Below are 18,193 nucleotides of genomic sequence, written 5' to 3'. Positions count from 1 at the left end.
TCTTTCTCGAGCACACCCCCGCCCTGACATCCACGCCCCGACGGAGGTGGTGTCACATGTTCGTCCGCGACGGCATGAGCACGATCGTTCTGACCATCGGCCCCGCCCACACACTCCGCGCCGCGGCGCGCCTGATGTCCGCCCGCCAGATCGGCGCGGCGGTGGTGATCGACCCGGACACATCCGGTCTGGGCATCCTGACCGAGCGGGACATCCTGATGTCGATCGGCGCGGGCCAGGATCCCGACACCGAGTTCGCCGGCGACCACCTCACCTCGAACGTGGTCTTCGCGACCCCGTCGTGGACCCTGGCGGACGCGGCGGCGGCGATGACGCGCGGCGGCTTCCGCCACCTCATCGTGCTCGACGGTTGCGACGTGCTCGGCATCATCTCGGTCCGCGACATCGTGCGCTGCCAGATACACGAGGCCCAGCGGACCCAGGAGTTGGTGGGCTGAGCGCGGCGGGCGACCGGAGGCGGCCCGGTCGCCCGCGTCGGCCTCAGCCGACTCGCTCCCCGACGGCGCCCTCCCGGGTCCGGAACAGCCGGGCGGGCAAAGCCCGTTCGAACGTGCGCGAGTGGGTCGCGGCGAGCGGCCCGAGCACCGCCATCACCAGCACATAGCCGGCGATGAACGGCGCGAGTCGCGCGTCCAGACCGCCGGCTCCCGCCGCGAGCGCGGCCAGGACCAACGCGAACTCGCCTCGGGACAAGATCGTGAACACCACGTTCGATGCCTGCGACCGGTCGAGTTCGCAGATCCGCGCGGCGGCCACCCCGGCGACGCCGTTGAGCACGATGGTCAGCAACACCGCGAGCGCCACCGGTCCGGCCACCCTCGCCAGGTCGCCCGGGTCGATCGAGAGCCCGAACGAGAAGAAGAAGATCGCCGCGAACGCGTCCCGCAGCGGGTGCACCAGCGCGCGGATCCGCGGCGCGCTCTTGGTGGCGCCCAGGATCAGGCCGATCATGAACGCGCCCATCGCGTCCGAGACGCCGAGTTCCTCGGCCACCCCCGCGGTCAGGATCGCCAGGCCGGTGAAGATCACCACGAGCAGTTCGTCGTCCCTGGTCGAGATCAACCGGCCGACGATCCGGGTGCCCCAGCGCGCGATCGAGGCGAGTAGCAGCAGGAAGCCGAACGCCTTGCCGACGTCGAGCGCCGCCGCGCCCAGGCCCTCGGCCTCACCGAGCACCGGGGTGAGCACCGCGAGGTAGAGCGCGAGGAAGACGTCCTCGATCACGATCACGCCCAGGATCAACCGGGTCTCGGGATTGCCCAGTCGGCCCAGGTCGACGAGCACCTTGGTGACGATCGCCGACGAGGAGATGCCCAGCACCCCCGCGAGCACCATCGCCTCGCGCCATCCCCAGCCGAGCGCGAGCCCGAACAGGAAGCCGCCGCCGACGTTGAGCAGGAGGTAGAGCGCGCCCACGCCGACCAACCGGCGGCCACCGGCCACCAGGTCGTCGGTGTGGAATTCGAGCCCGAGGTAGAACAGCAGGAAGACCAGGCCGAGCGCACCGAGCAGTTGCAGGTCGGCCGGGTTGTCGACGAGGGCGATGCCGGGGGTGTTGGGGCCGAACAGGATGCCGGCCAGCATGAACAGCGGGATGGTCGGCAGCCCGATGCGGGCGCCGGTGCGGGCGAGGATTCCGGCGGCGAGGAATGCGCCGCCGAGCGCGATCAGGGCCTCCGCGAGATGCACGAAGATCACCGTCCTTCCGGGGCGGTGGTCGGGTCCGGGCGTCGTCGGGGACGGCTGGCGTCGGCTACGCCCTGTCCGGCGGTTCCTGCTGGATCAGCCGGACAGGGCCTGGGGCCGAGCGTCAGGTCCCGGCGCGGACCGGTGGTGCTCGTGCGGGAGGCGGGCGCGGGCCGCGGCCGGCGGGTGGATCGGTGCGCGTCCCGGCGACGGGCGGCACGGGTGTCGCCCGCGGCAGGCACGCGCCGGCGGCGACGAGGGTCGCGAGGTCGGGGTGCGGGTACGGGTCCGCCTCGGGCCGATCGAGTTCGCTCGCCGCGGGCAGCGCGGGGGTCGCCGAGGCGGGCCGGCAGTCCTGGGGTCGTTCGGGGCCGTGCGGGCCCCCGGGCACCGGGGTCGCGTGCACGTTGGCCGCGGCCACCGGCAACGACCCGCCGGCTCCCTCGCCCCGGGCGAACCCGGCGCCGAAGGCGGCCACCAGGGAGAGCACGAAGAGCAACGCGACGACCGGCGCCGACCGGCGGTTCGGCCGCTGCGGCACACGTGCTCCCCTCCGCCCTGCGGGGCGCGTTCGATCGACTTGGCGAAAACTTTACCATCCGACGATCCGTGGGCCGGATCCGCGTGCACACCGGATCCGCGTACACATGAGCGCCGCCCGGTACCGATTCGCGGCTCAGGTACCGGGCGGCGGTTCCGGGGGGCGATCAGGCGCGCAGGTCCTTCACGGCAGCCGCGATCCGATCGCCGTAGGCCTGGTCGGCGGCCCGGAAGTGGCCGACGACGCGGTCGATGATGTCCTCTCGCGAGACCTGCGCCAGGAAGCCGGAGATGTTGGCCACCAGGCGGGCCTGCTCGTCCGCCGACATCAGCCGATACAGGTCGCCCGCCTGCACGTAGTCGTCATCCTGGGCGTGCGCCGGGGCCTCGTGGGTTCCGGTCGCGCCGGCCACCCCGGTCGGCGCCCACAGCGGCACACCGCTCTCGTACGGGCCGCCGAAGCTGTTCGGCTCGTAGTTCTTGGCCCGACCACCGGGGTTGGTCGCCATCTGCCCGTCCCGCCCGTGGTTGCGGGCGACCGTCGCGTGCGGCGCGTTGACCGGGAGCTGGGTGTGGTTGACGCCCACCCGGTAGCGGTGCGCGTCCGCGTAGGCGAACAGCCGGCCCTGGAGCATCTTGTCCGGGCTGGGGCCGATCCCCGGCACGAAATTGGCCGGGTTGAACGCCGCCTGCTCGACGTCGGCGAACACGTTCTCCGGATTGCGGTCCAGAACGAGCCGACCGACCTCGATCAGCGGGTAGTCGGCGTGCGGCCACACCTTGGTCAGGTCGAACGGGTTGAACCGGTAGGTCGCGGCCTCCGCGACCGGCATGATCTGCACCTTCAGCGTCCACGACGGTGCGACGCCGGCGTCGATCGCGTTGAGCAGGTCGCGCTGGTGCGAGTCGGCGTCGGCACCCGCGAGCGCGGCGGCGGCCTCGGCGGTCAGGTTCCTGATGCCCTGGTCGGTCTTGAAGTGGTACTTCACCCAGAACGCCGCGCCCTCGGCGTTGACCCACTGGTAGGTGTGCGAGGAGAAGCCGTCCATGTGCCGGTACGACGCGGGGATGCCTCGGTCGCCGAAGAGCCACGTGACCTGGTGGATGGCCTCGGGCGAATGCGACCAGAAGTCCCAGACGTTGTCCGCCTCCTGGCTGCCGGTGTACGGGTCGCGCTTCTGGGTGTGGATGAAGTCCGGGAACTTCAGCGGGTCCTTGATGAAGAAGATCGGGGTGTTGTTGCCGACGAGGTCGTAATTGCCCTCCTCGGTGTAGAACTTCACCGCGAACCCACGCGGATCGCGCACCGCGTCCGCCGAGCCGAGGTTGCCGGCGACGGTGGAGAAGCGGGCGAACACCTCGGTACGACGGCCCGGTTCGGCGAGGAAGTGCGCCCGGGTGAACCGGGACACGTCCGCGGTGACCTCGAAGTGGCCGAAGGCGCCCGAGCCCCGCGCGTGCACCACGCGCTCCGGGATGCGCTCGCGGTTGAACCGGGCCAACTTCTCGATCAGGTACTGGTCCTGGAGCAACAACGGCCCGCCGGGGCCCGCGGCCTGGCTGTTCTGGTTGTCGGCCACCGGTGCGCCGGATTCGGTGGTCAGCGTGTTCGGCTGCTGCGACATGGTCTGCGTCTCCCCTGGCGTTGCTCGTGCTGTGATCCGACGCCCAACCTAGAGCCAAGTTTGGACTTTGTCCAGAACAGTATTTAGACCAGTTCCAATCATGGACGTGTATCTTCGTTCCCATGAGCGACCTTCTGGAGCGACTGCGCGCGCGGGGATGGCGCCTGACCGCGCAACGTCGTGTGGTGGCCGAGGTCCTGAACGGGGACCACGTGCATCTGACCGCCGACGAGGTGCACGCGCGGGCCGGCGAACGGCTGCCGGAGATCAGCCGGGCGACCGTCTACAACACGCTGGGCGAACTCGTCCTGCTCGGCGAGGTGCTGGAGGTGGGCACCGACAAACGCGCGAAGCGGTACGACCCCAACGCCCACACCGCGCACCAGCATCTGGTGTGCGGCGCGTGCGGGACGATCCGCGATGTGCACCCGGACTGCGACCCGGTCGCCGGCCTCCCCGAGGCGGAGCGCTTCGGCTTCGACATCTCCGGCGCCGAGATCACCTTCCGCGGTATCTGCCCGGACTGCAAGCGCCCCTGAAGTGGCGACACCCGCGCCGGGGCACGGGTCAGGGGGACGCGGTCCGCCGGACCAGGTGGACCGCGCCGGCCCGGGCCGCCCGGCGCAGCGCGGACCGCTCCGCGTCCAGGTGCGCGTGCAGGATGTCCAGGTCCTCGTCGCCGCCGCACTCGGCGAGACCGAGCAACATCCCCGGCGACGCCTGGGCGCGCAGGAAGTCCCGGTAGGCGGCGGCCGGATCGGTACCCCCGGCCCGCAGTCTGCGCCGCGCGGCGTCACGCACCTTGGGCGAACGATCCGCCAGGGCGCCCGCGAGCGCGGCCGGTTCCGTCCCGGCCGGCAGTACCTCGACCGCCCGCTCACGCACCCGCGGGTCGGGCACCCGCAGCAGCCGCAACGCGACGTGATGCCGGTCCCGACCGCGCAGGCGGGCCAGCAGCGCATGCCCGGCGGCGGTCCGGCACGCGTGGTCCGCGTCCCGCAGCGCGATCGCCAACAGGGCCGCCTCGTCCAGGAGTTCGACCCCCAGGCGACGCACGCTGGGCTCCTTCTCGGCGGCCAACGCACGCCCCACGGCGTCCTGACGCGGATGGGCGAGCAGCGCCTGGCGATAGGCGTCCAGCACACCCTTGGACCGGGCCCGCCCGCTGAGGGCGTCGAGCACGGGCACCACCGCCCGCACCTCGTCCGGCTCGTCGTGCCAGCGCAGCGCGGCCAACGCCCGATCGCGCACCGAGTCCACCCAGTCGTCGGTGCGCAACGCCAGGAAGACCGCGGCCAACGGCCCTGGCTCGGCCGCCAGCCGAACCACCGCCTCCTCGCGCAGCCCACCGTTCTCGTCCATGCTCGACACCGCGGCCACCAACGGATGCGGACGCGTACGCAACAACACCCGGGCCGGCCCCAATCCGCCGAGCACCCCCACCGCCGACCTCGGGCGAGCGGCCCGATCCACCCGCACGAGGGTGCCTGCGGACAACCCGACCACCCGCGCCACCACCGCGTCCAGGTCCCCGTCCCCCGTCAGCGCCACCCCCCGCAAATACGCCACCAACTCCGCCGGCCCGCCACCCCCGGGCCACTCCCCCACAACAATCCCCGCGTCCCCGACCCCCCGGCCCCGCCACAACCGCCCACGCCCCATAACCCGCCTCCCGTCCATCCCTCAGCCCACCACACCCCCCACCCCCGACAACCCACCGCCCCACCGGATCCACCCCACCCGACACCCAAGAACCCTCAACCACCACAACACCGAGCCCGCCCAGCCAACCCGGCGCTCGAAGACACCAAATCCGCCCAACACCCACCCGCAGCCGACCCACCCGAGCGCACCAAAATCAGCCCGTCCGGCGCTTGAGGACACCAAAGCCGCGCAACACCGAACCGCGTCGCGGAGCCAACCTCAACTCGCCAGCGACTCCGCACGAAACGCGTCGAGCAGCCGCTGCGCCTTCGCCGCGACCTCCGCGGGACCGTGCTCCACCGCCGGCCCACACCAGTGCTCCGCGTCGGCCAGATCCCCACGCCGCAGCGCCAACACCACCAGCCGCAACGCCGCCCGCCCGTGCCCTCCGCGCGCCGCCACCGTCAGCCACGGCTCCGCGCCCTCCGGGTCCCCGTGCCGCAGGTGCAGCAGCGCCAGGTTCCACGCGCCCGAGACACTGCCCGCCTCGGCCGCGACCTTGAACCGCCGCGCCGCCGACTTGTCCTCGCCGCGTCGCGCACACAGCACCCCGCAGCGCAGCGCCGCCGTCACGTGCCCCGCGTCCGCGGCCACCCCGTACCAGCGCTCCGCCTGCTCTCCCGCCCCCGCGTCCGCGAGCATCGCACCGAGCCGAAACGCCGCCGTCGGCCGATCCGCCCGCGCCGCCGTCTCATACGCGCGCGCCGCCCCCTCGGCATCGCCACGACGCTCCAGCAACAGCCCCAACTGGAGCGCCGCGTCCGCGTGTCCGGCCTCCGCCGCCCGCTGCCAGCACGTCTCGGCGGCGTCGTCGAGACCGTTGCGCGAGTGCAGGATGCCCAGGTTGTACGAGCCGTCCACGCTGCCCGCCTCGGCGGCCCGCGCGAACCATATCCGCGCCTCCTCGTCGTCCCCGCGCTCCAGCAGCAGCCCGGCCAGCGCGTTGGCCGCGTCCCCGTGCCCGGCGTACGCGGCCATCCGGAACCAGCGCTCGGCGCCCGCCACATCCTCGTGCTCGGCGTGCAACAGGCCCAGGTTGAAGGCCCCGTTGCACTCACCCGCCGCCGCGGCCCGCTCGTACCACCGGGCCGCCTCACCGGCGCGCCCACCGGCGGCGAACCACGCGCCGAGCGCGTTGGCCGCCGTACCGTCGCCGGACTCCGCGGCGACCTGCCACCACCGCACCGCGCCCTCGACGTCGCCCGAGTCCTGCAACAGGAACCCGAGCGCCCGGGCGCCCTCGGCATCGCCCTCCTCGGCGGCGAGCCGGTACCACCCAATCGCCTCGGCGGTGTCCCCCGCGCGCTCCAGCGAGGTCGCCAGCCGCACCGCGGCCCGCACATGGCCGCACGAGGCCGCGCGCAGGAACCACGTCGACGCCGCGCGCTCGTCGTCGCGCTCCTGCCCCATCCGGCCGAGCCGATAGGCCGCCTCGGGATGCCCCGCCTCGGCCGCCCGGCGATACCACCGCTCGGCCCCGGCCCGCCCGGTCAGCTCGAAGAACTCGCCCAGCGTGAGCGCGGCCCGCACATGCCCCGACTCGGCCGCGTTGCGCAGCCAATAGACGCCCTGCCCGGACAGATCGTGGTACTCGCCCACACCCGCGCCCCCGCCCGCGCCGGCACCCGCCCGCGCCGCGTCGGCCTGATCCAGCAGCAGCGCGCCGAGCGAGAACGCCGCGATCCGGCTGCCCGCCTCGGCCGCCCGGTGCCACCACAACGACGCCGCGTCATCCCGCCCCTGACGGTGCATCAACACGCCGAGGTTGGTCGCCGCGCCCCGGTGTCCCGCCTCGGCGGCCCGGCGCAACAACTCGGCGGCCTCGTCCTGTTCGCCCCGCTCGAGCAACATCAGCGCGAGGGTGTTCGCGGCGGAGGGGCTGCGGCCGGCCCGCTCGCGATAGCGTCGCTCGAGTTCGGCCGACTCGTGTCGATCCAGCGCCTCCTGCCCCTCGACGCTGCCGCCGGGACTACGCCGGCGCGGTCGGAACGGAACCAGGACCGCGTAGTCGTCGGGATGTGCGGGAGCGGTCGCGGCAGCGGCCCGACCGCGGTCCAGGACCACGGTGTCGGGGCCCTCCGGCACCGCTTCGAAGACGTCCGGATCCGGCGGTGGGTGCTCCCCCCGCCGTCCGCGATGTCCCTTCCACGCCCCCATGAGTCCATCGTGGCATCTCGGGCCACATCCATGCAGTCGCGATTCGGCAACGACCCACCCGACTCGGACCGAATTGTGGCGGAACACACCTTGTCGGCGCACGCACGAAGGGCCCGGTCGTGAGACCGGGCCCTTCGATGTGGTAGCGGGGACAGGATTTGAACCTGCGACCTCTGGGTTATGAGCCCAGCGAGCTACCGAGCTGCTCCACCCCGCGTCGGTAGACCCAACTGTACGACAGCGCCCCGGGGCAGGCAAATCCGCTCCGAGGCCGCCCCGGGCGCCCGACACGGCGCCCTCGCCCCGCGCGCATCGGCGTGTCCGCCGGGAGAGCGGCCGGATTCAGACCATGGGGTGAACATGCGCGCACCCGCGGCGCGCCCCACGCACTTCCCCTTTGGCGGCAATTACCCCTGGTTGCCCAGGAGTTCGATTGCGCCACAACCGGGTTGCCGGCCAATCCGAAACACGATCGGGTCTCGACATGGGGCCGGAAGCCGTCATGGCGTCCCCCCGATGGGGTACGGTCTGCGTCGTGGTCATATCAGGATTGGACCATCCGAGCATGCCGCGCCGAGTCCCGGTTCCGCCGATGGACGTAGGCCGAAGCGGCGTGGGCGAGCGCCTCGAGCGGCACCTCGCCCTCATCGGCCATGCCACGACGCAGGAGACGGCGAACAGCCTCGAATCGGCCGCCATCATCCAGAGCCTGGCTCCGCGCAACGATCAGCGCGGCACCCATCGGCTGGCACGCGTGACGTTGATGGCTCCGCTGCGCGCCAAGCGCCGCCGCCAGATCGCGCTCTAGTCCGACACCCTCAGGTCCGTGCGCCTCCGCCCGACTCTCCGAGTCGGGTCATGCCCCGAACCGGATCGCGGCCGACCCGACCGATCCTGCCGGCGGACATCGAGCAACGCGGCAGGACACGTGACTCACAGCACAAAAGAGTGAGAGGCCCGGTTCCCCAGGGAACCGGGCCTCTCACGTTTCACCAAGTAGCGGGGACAGGATTTGAACCTGCGACCTCTGGGTTATGAGCCCAGCGAGCTACCGAACTGCTCCACCCCGCGATGCGTTGTGCCTTGAGCTTACGTGACCCGAGGCCGCACACCAAATCGATAACGCGACGGGCCCGCCCCCCGAGGAGGACGGGCCTGCGTCACGCGTCACGCACCGGTGGTCACGGCTTGGGCGCCGTGGAGGCCGGTGGCGTCCCGCTCGCGGGCGGCGTCGACGCCGGCGGGGTGCCCGCCGGTGGCTGCGCCGCCTGCTCGGCCGCGATGGCCTTGTTCACGGCGGCCTGGAGCCGCTTCTGCGCCTCGCCGTACTTGGCGAAGTCACCGGCCTTCATGGCCGCGTCCGCGTCCTTGAGTGCCTGGTTGGCCTCCTCCAGCGCCTGCTTGACCGTCGGGTTCTCGGTCGTCGGCGGCGGCGTGGTGCCGGTGCCCGGCGGGGTGCCGGTGGACGGCGGCGTACCGGTGTCGGTCGGTGGCACCGTCGTGGTCGGCGAACCGCTGAACACCTTGCTCAGGGCCTGATCCAGCGTGTCCTCGAAGGCGATGCTGCCGCCGTAGGAGACCAGCACCTTCTGCAGCACCGGATACGACCCGGCGGCGTTCGCCTGGACGTACACCGGCTCCACGTACAACATGCCGCCGCCCACGGGCAGGCTCAGCAGGTTGCCGTAGACCACCACCGAGTCACCGCGCTGCAGGATGTTGATCACCTGGGCGACCGCGGCGTTCGACTTGAACTGGTTCTGCATCTGATCCGGACCCAGGATCGCCGTGTTCGGCGGCAGACTCAGGAGTCTGATCTTCCCGTAGCCCGGTGACCCCGGTTCGGAGTTCACCGCCATGAAGGCCGCCAGGTTCTGCCGTTCCTTCGGCACGAACGTGCTGGTCAACTGGAACGACTGCTGCGCGTCGGGCGCACCGCCCGGCGTCGCGGACGGCATCTTCATCGACAGGTAGTACGGCGGCTGGTCGCCCGAGCCCGGCACCCGGCCCGTCGGGTCCTTGGGGACCTTCCAGAAGTCGGAGCCGTTGAAGAACGTGCGCGGGTCGGTCACGTGGTACCGGGTGAGCAGATCGCGCTGCACCTTGAACAGGTCCTGCGGGTAGCGCAGGTGCTCCATCAGGGTGGGCGGGATCGTGTTCTTCTTCTTGATCGTGTTCGGGAAGGCCTTCATCCAGGTCTTCAGGACCGGGTCCTTCTCGTCCCACTGGTAGAGCTTGACCGAGCCGTCGTACGAGTCGACCGTCGCCTTCACCGAGTTGCGGATGTAGTTGACGTTGCCGGTGTTGCCGACCGCCCCCCGGGCCCGGTCCTCCGCGTTCAGCGAGTCCGCGGTGGCGTCGCCCAGCGTGGTGCGGGTCGCGTACGGATAACCGTTGCTGGTCGTGTACGCGTCGACGATCCACTGCACCTTGCCGTCTATCACCGCCGGGTACGGGTCACCGTCGATGGTCAGCCACGGCGCGACCGCCTCGACCCGCTCCTTGGGCGTGCGGTTGTACAGGATCCGGGAATCCTTGTTGATCGTGTCGGAGAGCAGGATGTTGCCCTCCTGGAACTTCGTCGCGTACAGCAGCTTGTTGAACATGCCGCCGATCGGGACGCCGCCCTTGCCGTTGTACGTGTAGGTGGCCTGGCCGGACGCGGTGTCGGTCGGGTAGTCCACCTCCGTCGGCGTGGTGTTCTTCGGCGCGCCCACGATCGAGTACTCGGTGGTCGACTCGCCGAAGTAGATCCGCGGCTGGTACGGACCGAGCGGGCTGGGCGTCTCCGCCTCCTGCGCGTCCGTACGGATGTTGCCCTCGATGTAGACGGGCTTGCCCTCGCGGTCCACCCGGGTGCCCTCGGCCGCGACGACGCCGTAGCCGTGGGTGTACTTGGTGTGGTCGTTGACCCAGTTGTGGCTCTGACCACCCTTCGGGTTGAGCTCGCGCAGCGCGATCACGGTGTCCTGCATCTTGCCGTCGATCATGTAGCGGTCGACGTCGAGCGTGGTCTGGAAGCCGTAGTACTGCCGCAGCTGCTGCATCTGATTGAACGTCGGCGAGACGATGTTCGGGTCGAGCAGGCGGATGCTGGCCGTGTTCGCGGCCTGGTCCTTGAGCTCGGGCTTGGCCTCGACGTTGCCGTCGTACCGCTCCGGCTCCACCTTGTCGATGCCGTACGCGTCGCGCGTCGCCTGGATGTTGCGCTCGATGTACTTGGCTTCCTTGGCCTGCTGGTTCGGCTTGACCTGGAAGCGCTCGACGATGGCCGGGTACAGCCCGCCGATGAGCACGGCGGAGAGCACCATCAGGCCGAAGCCGATGATCGGCAGCGCCCACGTGCGGCGGAAGACGTTGACGAAGAACAGCGTCGCGCAGATCAGCGCGACGATGAACAGGATCGTCTTGGCCGGCAATACCGCGTGCGCGTCGGTGTACCGCAGGCCGGTGAATTGCGAGGCCTGCTTGAAATCACCGGACGAGACCGCGAGCGAATAGCGGTCGAGCCAGTACGCGACGGCCTTGAACAGCACGAAAAGGCCGAGCAGCAGCGAAAGATGCGCCTGCGCGGCCGGTGTCGCCCGCGACCCCGGGCTCTGCACCCGAAGTCCGCCGTAGAGGTAGTGCGTGATCACCGCGAGGACGAGGCCGACGACGACCGCGACGAACGCGAAATTGATCAGGAACCGATAGAACGGCAGGTCGAACGCGTAGAACGAGACGTCCTTGTGGAACTGCGGGTCCTTGGTCCCGAACGAGACCCCGTTCACGAACTGGAGCCACGTCTTCCACTGTCCCGACGCCGACGTGCCGGCGATGATGCCGATGATGACCGACAGGCCGATCAGCAACCACGTGCGGAACGGGGTGATGGCCGACCGGTATCGGTCGAGACTCTGTTGCTCCAGCGACATCCCGCGAAAGGCCGGGCGCAGTCGATAGGCGACATACACGTTGGCGCCGACGGCCCCGGCCATGAGCAGACCGAACACCAGGAACAACCCGATGCGCGTCCACAGCTTGGTCGTGAATACGTTTCCGTAGCCGACCGACTTGTACCAGAGCCAATCCGTCCAGAAATTCGCGAACAGCACCCATGCGACAACGATCACCACGAGGATGGCCAGCGTCAGGAGCAGGGTTCTGGACCTGCGGGACGGAGCTCCCATTCTGATCCGACGGCCACCTGAGCCGCCTCGTTCGGGCATCTGAAAAACCAAGGGTGCGCACCTCGATCATTACCTGGACGCGCCCGGTCGGCGCTCGATGGGTCAACTTACCGAGACAGGACGTGGTTCCCCACAGACACGGCCGATACAGGCTCGTGATCCGCCGTGGGGCGAAGACGGGAAGATGGGGTCATGACCGTTGCACTCACCCAGGCCCTCGTCGAGATCGAACGCCACGTGGCGGCGTACGGCTGGGACCAGCAGGCCCGCCTCTACGCGCTCGTGGACACCGCGGAATTGGCCCGTACCGAACCCGACCTCGCCGCACAGCTCGGCTTGTCCGCCGACCGTGACGCGCCCATCGACACCCTCACTCCGATCGAGCAGGAGGAAGTCCCCGAGAACGTCGCGATCGACGAGTTCCTGGCCAGTATCGCGTGGCCGGACGCGGTGCTCGGCTGCGCGCTGGTGGTCGAGCGGCTGATGTTGCCGCCGTCCGCCGAGGCGACCATGCCCGCGGTGGGCAGCGATCGGGAGATCCACGAGTGGGTGGCGTCGCACCCGCAGCGGCAGGAGGTGCGGCTCGCGGTCGGCGTGCTGCGCGACGGATCGCGCGAGTCGGCGGTTCGGCTGCGGGACAAGGACGACGACTCCGAGGTGCTCTCCGGCGCGGATCTGGTGCCGGGGCTGGCCGAGGCGCTGCTGGCCACGTTCGGCGAGGGAGACGAGGACGAGGACCGATAGTCCCCGAGGGGGTCCGCACCGGTCACGCATGACATTCCGTCAGCGTGCCCTGGCCGGTGCGGATCGTCTCCAGGGCCTTGAGCGCGTCGTCCAGGGTCTCCACCTGGATCAGGGTCAGCCCGCCCGGCTTGGTCTGCGCGGCGGCGGTGCAGTTGGCCTTGGGCGTCAGGAAGTACTTCGCGCCCTGCCGGCGGGCCCCGATGGTCTTCATCTGGATGCCGCCGATCGCGCCGACCTTGCCCGCGTCGTCGATGGTGCCGGTGCCGGCCACGAACTTGCCGCCGGTCAGGTCGCCGGGGCTGAGCTTGTCCACGATGCCGAGCGCGAACATCATCCCCGCGCTCGGGCCGCCGACGTCCTCGAGGTGGATCTCCACCTTGAACGGGAACTTGGGCAGGATGCCCGGCGTGATGCCGACCAGGGCCCGACCGTCGTCCTCGGCCTTGCGGGTCACCACCTGCACGTCGCGCCGGGTGCCCCGGGCGTCCGCGGGGTCCACGGTGAGCGTGACGCTCTCGCCGGCCTGGTGCCTGGTGATCGCCGCGGCGACATCCTCGGGCTTGCCGATCGGCGTCCCGTCCACGGCCAGGATGATGTCGCCGGCGTGCAGCTTGCCGAGCGCGGGCGCGTCCTTGGCCACCGTGGACACGATCACCTGCTTCTCGATCGGGATGTTCAGCGCCGCGAACGCCGCGACCTTGGCGTGCTCCTGCGACGAGCTGAACTCCTCGGCGTTCTCCCGCTCGACCTCGGCCGCGGACTTGTCGTCGGGGTACAGCGACTTCTTGAGCACGACGTCCGAGTCGCCCTTGACCCAGCCGGCGAGCGCGTCGAGCAGCGGCATGTCGTAGGACTTGTTGGTCACCGACACCGTGGTCATGTTCAGGTGGCCGCTGGTGGGATACGTCTCGTGGCCCGAGATCTCGATGACCGGCTTGCCGCCTTCGTCACCGAGCGTGTTGTACGTGGGCCCGGGGCTCAGCTCGGCGTAGGGCACCGGCGCGAACAGGACGGCGCAGGCCAGGGCCAGCAGCAACAGCCCCGAGACGACCAGTGTGGCGGTGCGGCGCGACATGCGCCCGACCCTACGGCACCCGGGTTTTCCCGGTGTGGCCCGGGCCGTCACGGGGTTTCGCAGCCCGGTTCCGGGGCCGGTCCGGCGACGTCGTCGGGGGTGGGTTCGGATTGCACCGGGGTCGCCGTGCGGACCCGGTCCAGGGCCGCGCTCCATTCCGCGAAGTCGGACATCGAGTCGTGCATGCTCGGCGTCCGGAAGGACCGACAGGTCCACGCCGCCCAGCAGACCGCGAGCACGAGCGCGACCCCCGGAATTGCCCACCACCACGCGACAGACGCCATGACGTACTCCGTCCACAGGAGGGGGGAGGGTGACGGCTTAAATCATATGTATGTGGTGGAGATGGTGCATTTCCGCTGCTCCGAGGTGGGTGTGACCTCGGGGACGGGTGGGATCGGAGTGGGTTCCCGGGCCGGGTTCAGCAGGCGCCGACCCAGTCCGAGTCGCCGTCCACGAAGTGCTGGAGCTTCCAGATCGGCACCTCGTGCTTGAGCTCGTCGATCAGCCGCCGGCACGCGGTGAACGCCTCCGCGCGATGCGGGCAGGAGACGCCGACCACGACCGCGAGGTCGCCGATCTCCAGCCGGCCGACCCGGTGCACCGCGGCCATCGCGCGCACCGGCAGGTCGGCGGCGATCTTCTCCATCACCCGACGCAGCTCGGCCTGGGCCGAGGGGTGCGCGGAGTACTCCAGCGCGGTGACCGAGCGTCCACTGTCGGCGTTACGGACCGTACCGACGAACAGGCTCGTGCCACCGGCCGACGGGTCGCCGAGCGCGGCAAAAACCTCGTCGACGGACAACGGCGTGTCGCGGATCTCGGCGATGCGGATGACGTCCATACCGGGCAGTATCGCGCGCGACCGGTCGAGCGCGATCATCCCGGTCCCCTCGTGCACGTGTGCGCGTCGTCCGCGGGTGCCGGGCCCGTCCGCCCGGCACTCGCGGACGGGCCGCTCGTGGACGGCGGGGTCGGCGAAGGTCAGAAGCCGCGACGCCGGCGCCGGACCTTGCGCACGATCGCGGCCGTGCCCACCAAAGCCACGGTCGCGCCCGCCGCGCCGAGCGTGGTGGCGTCCTTGCGGCCCAGTCGGCGGGCCACCAGCGCGTGCCGCCCGTCGACGTCCTCCAGCAGCACCGCGAAGGCCGCCTCGTTGGTCCACACCGGGCGCCAGCCCGCCGCGCGCAGTCGCTCGGAGGGCACCACCCAGCCGTGCATCGTGTACGCGAGGTCGCCCGCCGGCGCGGGCGTGATGCCCAGCCGGTGCAGCCGTTCGGCGGTGCCCAGGGCCAGGGACGCGGGCAGCTCCATCCGGCGCATGCCGGACAGTTCCTCGATCTCCTCCTGTTCGAGCCAGCCCTCGGAGCCGACGGTGACCACACCCTCGACCCGGCCCAGCGCGGCGAACTCCAGCGCGGAGGCCAGGTCGTCGAGGTGGCAGAACTGCCAGCGCGGCTGCCCGCCGGAGACCACCAGCAGGCGCGGCGCCTCGAAGTGCCGGGTCATCACGCTGTCCGCCTCGGGCCCGCCGACCAGCGTCGCCGGGCGCACCACGGTGACCTTGACGTGCGGGTGGGCGCGGGGGGTGCGCTCGGCCAGTTCCTCGATCTCCAGCAGATCGCCGACCAGCGACGCGTCCGCCGTGGCGCGCAGCGGCGCGTCCTCGGCCAGTGGTACGGCGTTGTCCGGCAGCGCGCCGTAGACCATCGCCGAGGTGCACAGCACCACCCGGGGCACCCGGGCCGCGGCGGCGGCGGTCAGCACGGTCTGGGTGCCGCGCACGTTGCGGGCGCCGCGGGCGCGGGGTTCGGAGTCGAGCGACATGTCGAGCGCGAGGTGCACCACCACGTCCACGCCCTCCAGCCGACCGGCCAGGGCGGGGTCGCGGACGTCCATGATCCGCCACTGTGCGCCGGGAATCTCACCGCGCCGCTCGTCGATCGCGATCAGACGTTTGACCTGGTCGTTCGCGGCCAGGAGGGACGCGACGCGATGACCGAGGCCGGCCGCGGCACCGGTGACCGCGATGACCGGGCGCACCCGGGGCACACTCTTGTCCGAGGGCTGGTCCGAGGCCGAGGGAATGGGCTCCGGAGCGGTCTCCGAGGCATCGGTCCCGGTGCCATCGCTCGTGCTCTCCCGCCCGCTCCGCCCAGAGCGAACGCGTGGGGGCTGGGAACTCACTGGCGGTCTCCCGTGGTTAGTTTGGTACGAGCGGTTCGTCAAGAAAGGTACGCGCGACTGCTTGCCTTTCCTGTCAGTGTCCGCGATCCATCCTGCCGGAGGTGTTGTTGTGATCTTCACGCCAGGCGCGTTTCGGCCTTTGCGCGGCGTCGCCTCCGACCGGGACGGCGGACCGGCCGAGCGAGACGAGGTAACCGTGAGTCAGCATCGAGTGGTCGGGCCCGAGGGCGCCGCACACCTGGACAACGTAGAGGGGCCCAACCATGGCTGACTTCCCCTTCGGCTTCGGCAAGCCCTCGGGCGACGACGATCCCGATCGCCCCGGCGGCGGTTCCGGCGGCTCGAATCCGAACGACCCGTTCGGCTTCGGCGCGGCCGGCGGTGACCCGAACAACCCGTTCGGCGCGCTGTTCGGGCAGATGAACCAGGCCGACCTGGGCGCGGCCTTCCAGCAACTGGGCAAGCTGCTGTCCTACGAGGGCGGCCCGGTCAACTGGGACCTGGCCCGCGACATCGCCCGGCAGACCGTGGCCCAGCAGGGTGACGCGTCGATCGGCGCGGTCGAGCGGTCGGGGGTCGAGGAGTCGGTGCGGCTGGCCGAGCTGTGGCTGGACGAGGCCACCTCGCTGCCCTCCGGTGTGCACACCACGGCCGCCTGGAGCCGCTCCGAGTGGATCGAGGCGACGCTGCCCCAGTGGCGCGCGCTGGTGGAGCCGCTGGCCACCCGGGTGGTCGCGGCCATGGGCGAGATGATGCCCGAGGAGATGCAGAGCATGGCCGGGCCGCTGCTCGGCATGATGCGCGGGATGGGCGGCGCGATGTTCGGCGCCCAGGTCGGGCAGGCGCTGGGCGCGCTGGCCGGCGAGGTGGTCGGCTCGACCGACATCGGGCTGCCGATCGGGCCCGCGGGCAAGGCCGCGCTGTTGCCGGCCAACCTGACCGCGTTCGGTGAGGGCCTGTCGGTGCCGCAGGACGAGGTGCGGCTGTACCTGGCTCTGCGCGAGGCCGCGCACCAGCGACTGTTCGCGCACGTGCCGTGGCTGCGGCAGCACCTGTTCGGCGCGGTCGAGGCGTACGCGCGGGGCATCAAGGTGGACATGAGCAGGCTGGAGGAGGCCGCGGGGCGGATCGACCCGAGCAACCCCGAGGCGCTCCAGGAAGCCTTCTCGCAGGGTCTGTTCGAGCCCGAGGAGACGCCGGAGCAAAAGACCGCGCTGTCGCGTCTGGAGACGGCGCTGGCGCTCGTGGAGGGCTGGGTGGACGCGGTCGTGCACAGCGCGGCCGCACCCCGGCTGCCCTCGGCGGGCGCGCTGCGCGAGACGCTGCGTCGGCGGCGCGCGACCGGCGGTCCGGCCGAGCAGACCTTCGCCACCCTGGTCGGCCTGGAACTGCGCCCGCGCCGGTTGCGCGACGCGGCCCGGCTGTGGGCCTCGCTCGCGGACGCGCGCGGCGTCGACGGCCGGGACGCGGTGTGGCAGCACCCCGACCTGCTGCCGACCGCCGACGACCTGGACGATCCGGACGGCTTCGTGCACCACGCCGAGCTCGACCTGTCCGGCCTGGACGCCGAGCTGGACGCGGACCTGGACAAGCTGGAGTCGACCAAGCCCGAGGGCGACCGGCCCGGCGACGAGCAGGCCGGCGACGACAAGCCGGCCGGCGAGCCGGGTCGCGGCGAGGACTCGACGGGCGAGGACGACGGGAAGAAGGGGCCCGGCGCGTGAGCCTACGGCTCGACGCGGTCGACGTGCTGTCGAAGTGGGACGCGCCCGACGACCGTGCGGACCGACTGCGCGGGGCGTACCTGGAGCACTTGGCGGCGCACGAGGACGGCATGCTCAAGGCCTGTCGGGACGGGCACGTGACGGCGAGCGCGGTGATCGTGGACGCGGCCCGGGCCCGGGTGCTGCTCACCCTGCACGCGAAGATCCGCAGGTGGTTGCAGACCGGCGGGCACTGCGAACCGGTGGACCGCACGCTGGCCGACGCGGCGCTGCGCGAGGCGCGCGAGGAGTCCGGGATCGCCGGGCTGACCCTGCTCGCGGGCGGTGCGCCGGTGGGCCTGGACCGGCATCACACGCCGTGCGCGGTGCACTTGGACGTGCAGTACGTCGCGCTGGCCCCGCCCGGCGCGACCGAGCTGATCAGCGAGGAGTCGCTGGATCTGCGCTGGTTCGCGTTCGACGCGCTGCCCGCCGACACGGACGACTCGGTGCGTGCGCTGGTGGCCCGGGCCCGCGAGGCGGTCTGAGCCGCGCAAGCGCCACGAGGGGCGCCCGACC

Annotated in this window: 16 protein-coding genes and 2 tRNA genes; 6 read left to right on the top strand and 12 right to left on the bottom strand. The window is 71.3% G+C overall.

Annotated features, from left to right (window positions below; genetic code table 11):
• The first annotated feature begins 56 nt into the window (after nucleotides 1–56).
• Nucleotides 57–458 (top strand): cyclic nucleotide-binding/CBS domain-containing protein, encoded by a 402-nt coding sequence (locus ACIRL2_RS06230; protein ID WP_395866241.1) that lies wholly within the window; start codon nucleotides 57–59, stop codon nucleotides 456–458.
• A 43-nt stretch (nucleotides 459–501) separates the two neighbouring features.
• Here the strand turns inward: ACIRL2_RS06230 and ACIRL2_RS06225 are convergent, their stop codons facing one another.
• The 3 genes from ACIRL2_RS06225 to ACIRL2_RS06215 form a co-directional block, all read right to left on the bottom strand.
• Nucleotides 502–1,710, bottom strand: coding sequence for a cation:proton antiporter (locus ACIRL2_RS06225; protein ID WP_395866243.1), 1,209 nt, complete (start codon nucleotides 1,708–1,710; stop codon nucleotides 502–504).
• Between the two features lie 121 nt (nucleotides 1,711–1,831).
• Entirely contained in the window at nucleotides 1,832–2,248 is a 417-nt protein-coding gene (locus ACIRL2_RS06220; RefSeq protein WP_395866245.1) for a hypothetical protein, read from the bottom strand.
• A gap of 166 nt (nucleotides 2,249–2,414) precedes the next feature.
• A complete protein-coding gene (locus tag ACIRL2_RS06215) occupies nucleotides 2,415–3,872 on the bottom strand; it encodes a catalase (protein WP_395866246.1) in 1,458 nt (485 codons plus the stop codon).
• 122 nt (nucleotides 3,873–3,994) lie between these two features.
• On the opposite strand from ACIRL2_RS06215, the gene ACIRL2_RS06210 reads away from it, so the two are divergent.
• Nucleotides 3,995–4,411, top strand: coding sequence for a Fur family transcriptional regulator (locus ACIRL2_RS06210; protein WP_395866248.1), 417 nt, complete (start codon nucleotides 3,995–3,997; stop codon nucleotides 4,409–4,411).
• 28 nt (nucleotides 4,412–4,439) lie between these two features.
• Here ACIRL2_RS06210 and ACIRL2_RS06205 read toward each other — a convergent pair whose 3' ends face one another.
• The 3 genes from ACIRL2_RS06205 to ACIRL2_RS06195 form a co-directional block, all read right to left on the bottom strand.
• A complete protein-coding gene (locus tag ACIRL2_RS06205; RefSeq protein WP_395866250.1) occupies nucleotides 4,440–5,441 on the bottom strand; it encodes a hypothetical protein in 1,002 nt (333 codons plus the stop codon).
• 354 nt (nucleotides 5,442–5,795) lie between these two features.
• Entirely contained in the window at nucleotides 5,796–7,733 is a 1,938-nt protein-coding gene (locus tag ACIRL2_RS06200; RefSeq protein WP_402230494.1) for a tetratricopeptide repeat protein, read from the bottom strand.
• Nucleotides 7,734–7,873: 140 nt separating this feature from the next.
• A tRNA-Met gene (locus ACIRL2_RS06195) sits at nucleotides 7,874–7,950 on the bottom strand.
• Between the two features lie 396 nt (nucleotides 7,951–8,346).
• On the opposite strand from ACIRL2_RS06195, the gene ACIRL2_RS06190 reads away from it, so the two are divergent.
• Nucleotides 8,347–8,541 (top strand): hypothetical protein, encoded by a 195-nt coding sequence (locus tag ACIRL2_RS06190; protein WP_395866254.1) that lies wholly within the window; start codon nucleotides 8,347–8,349, stop codon nucleotides 8,539–8,541.
• Between the two features lie 189 nt (nucleotides 8,542–8,730).
• Here ACIRL2_RS06190 and ACIRL2_RS06185 read toward each other — a convergent pair.
• Together ACIRL2_RS06185 and ACIRL2_RS06180 are read right to left on the bottom strand one after the other, a co-directional pair.
• Nucleotides 8,731–8,804: transfer RNA gene (locus ACIRL2_RS06185), tRNA-Met, on the bottom strand.
• Nucleotides 8,805–8,914: 110 nt separating this feature from the next.
• Nucleotides 8,915–11,944, bottom strand: coding sequence for a UPF0182 family protein (locus ACIRL2_RS06180; protein ID WP_395866256.1), 3,030 nt, complete (start codon nucleotides 11,942–11,944; stop codon nucleotides 8,915–8,917).
• Between the two features lie 153 nt (nucleotides 11,945–12,097).
• Here ACIRL2_RS06180 and ACIRL2_RS06175 point away from each other — a divergent pair, with 153 nt between their 5' ends.
• Nucleotides 12,098–12,649 (top strand): PPA1309 family protein, encoded by a 552-nt coding sequence (locus ACIRL2_RS06175; RefSeq protein ID WP_395866258.1) that lies wholly within the window; start codon nucleotides 12,098–12,100, stop codon nucleotides 12,647–12,649.
• A 22-nt stretch (nucleotides 12,650–12,671) separates the two neighbouring features.
• Here ACIRL2_RS06175 and ACIRL2_RS06170 read toward each other — a convergent pair whose 3' ends face one another.
• The 4 genes from ACIRL2_RS06170 to ACIRL2_RS06155 form a co-directional block, all read right to left on the bottom strand.
• A complete protein-coding gene (locus tag ACIRL2_RS06170; RefSeq protein WP_395866260.1) occupies nucleotides 12,672–13,724 on the bottom strand; it encodes a PDZ domain-containing protein in 1,053 nt (350 codons plus the stop codon).
• 47 nt (nucleotides 13,725–13,771) lie between these two features.
• Entirely contained in the window at nucleotides 13,772–14,008 is a 237-nt protein-coding gene (locus ACIRL2_RS06165; RefSeq protein WP_402230486.1) for a hypothetical protein, read from the bottom strand.
• A gap of 137 nt (nucleotides 14,009–14,145) precedes the next feature.
• Nucleotides 14,146–14,568, bottom strand: a complete 423-nt coding sequence (locus ACIRL2_RS06160) for a molybdenum cofactor biosynthesis protein MoaE (RefSeq protein ID WP_395866264.1) — start codon at nucleotides 14,566–14,568, stop codon at nucleotides 14,146–14,148.
• A gap of 140 nt (nucleotides 14,569–14,708) precedes the next feature.
• Nucleotides 14,709–15,911: an NAD-dependent epimerase/dehydratase family protein gene (locus ACIRL2_RS06155; protein WP_395866266.1), complete on the bottom strand. Its 1,203-nt coding sequence runs from the start codon at nucleotides 15,909–15,911 to the stop codon at nucleotides 14,709–14,711.
• Between the two features lie 263 nt (nucleotides 15,912–16,174).
• Here ACIRL2_RS06155 and ACIRL2_RS06150 point away from each other — a divergent pair, with 263 nt between their 5' ends.
• A complete protein-coding gene (locus tag ACIRL2_RS06150; RefSeq protein WP_395866268.1) occupies nucleotides 16,175–17,635 on the top strand; it encodes a zinc-dependent metalloprotease in 1,461 nt (486 codons plus the stop codon).
• Complete coding sequence (locus ACIRL2_RS06145) at nucleotides 17,632–18,162, top strand: NUDIX hydrolase (RefSeq protein WP_402230483.1); 531 nt, start codon at nucleotides 17,632–17,634, stop codon at nucleotides 18,160–18,162. The genes ACIRL2_RS06150 and ACIRL2_RS06145 overlap by 4 nt, the downstream gene beginning before the upstream one ends.
• The last annotated feature ends 31 nt before the right edge of the window (nucleotides 18,163–18,193 follow it).

The sequence above is a fragment of the Embleya sp. NPDC127516 genome (genome assembly GCF_044765325.1).
Lineage (GTDB): Bacteria > Actinomycetota > Actinomycetes > Streptomycetales > Streptomycetaceae > Embleya.
The sequence above is the reverse complement of the archived record's forward strand: the minus strand, read 5'-3'. Positions and strand labels throughout refer to the sequence as shown.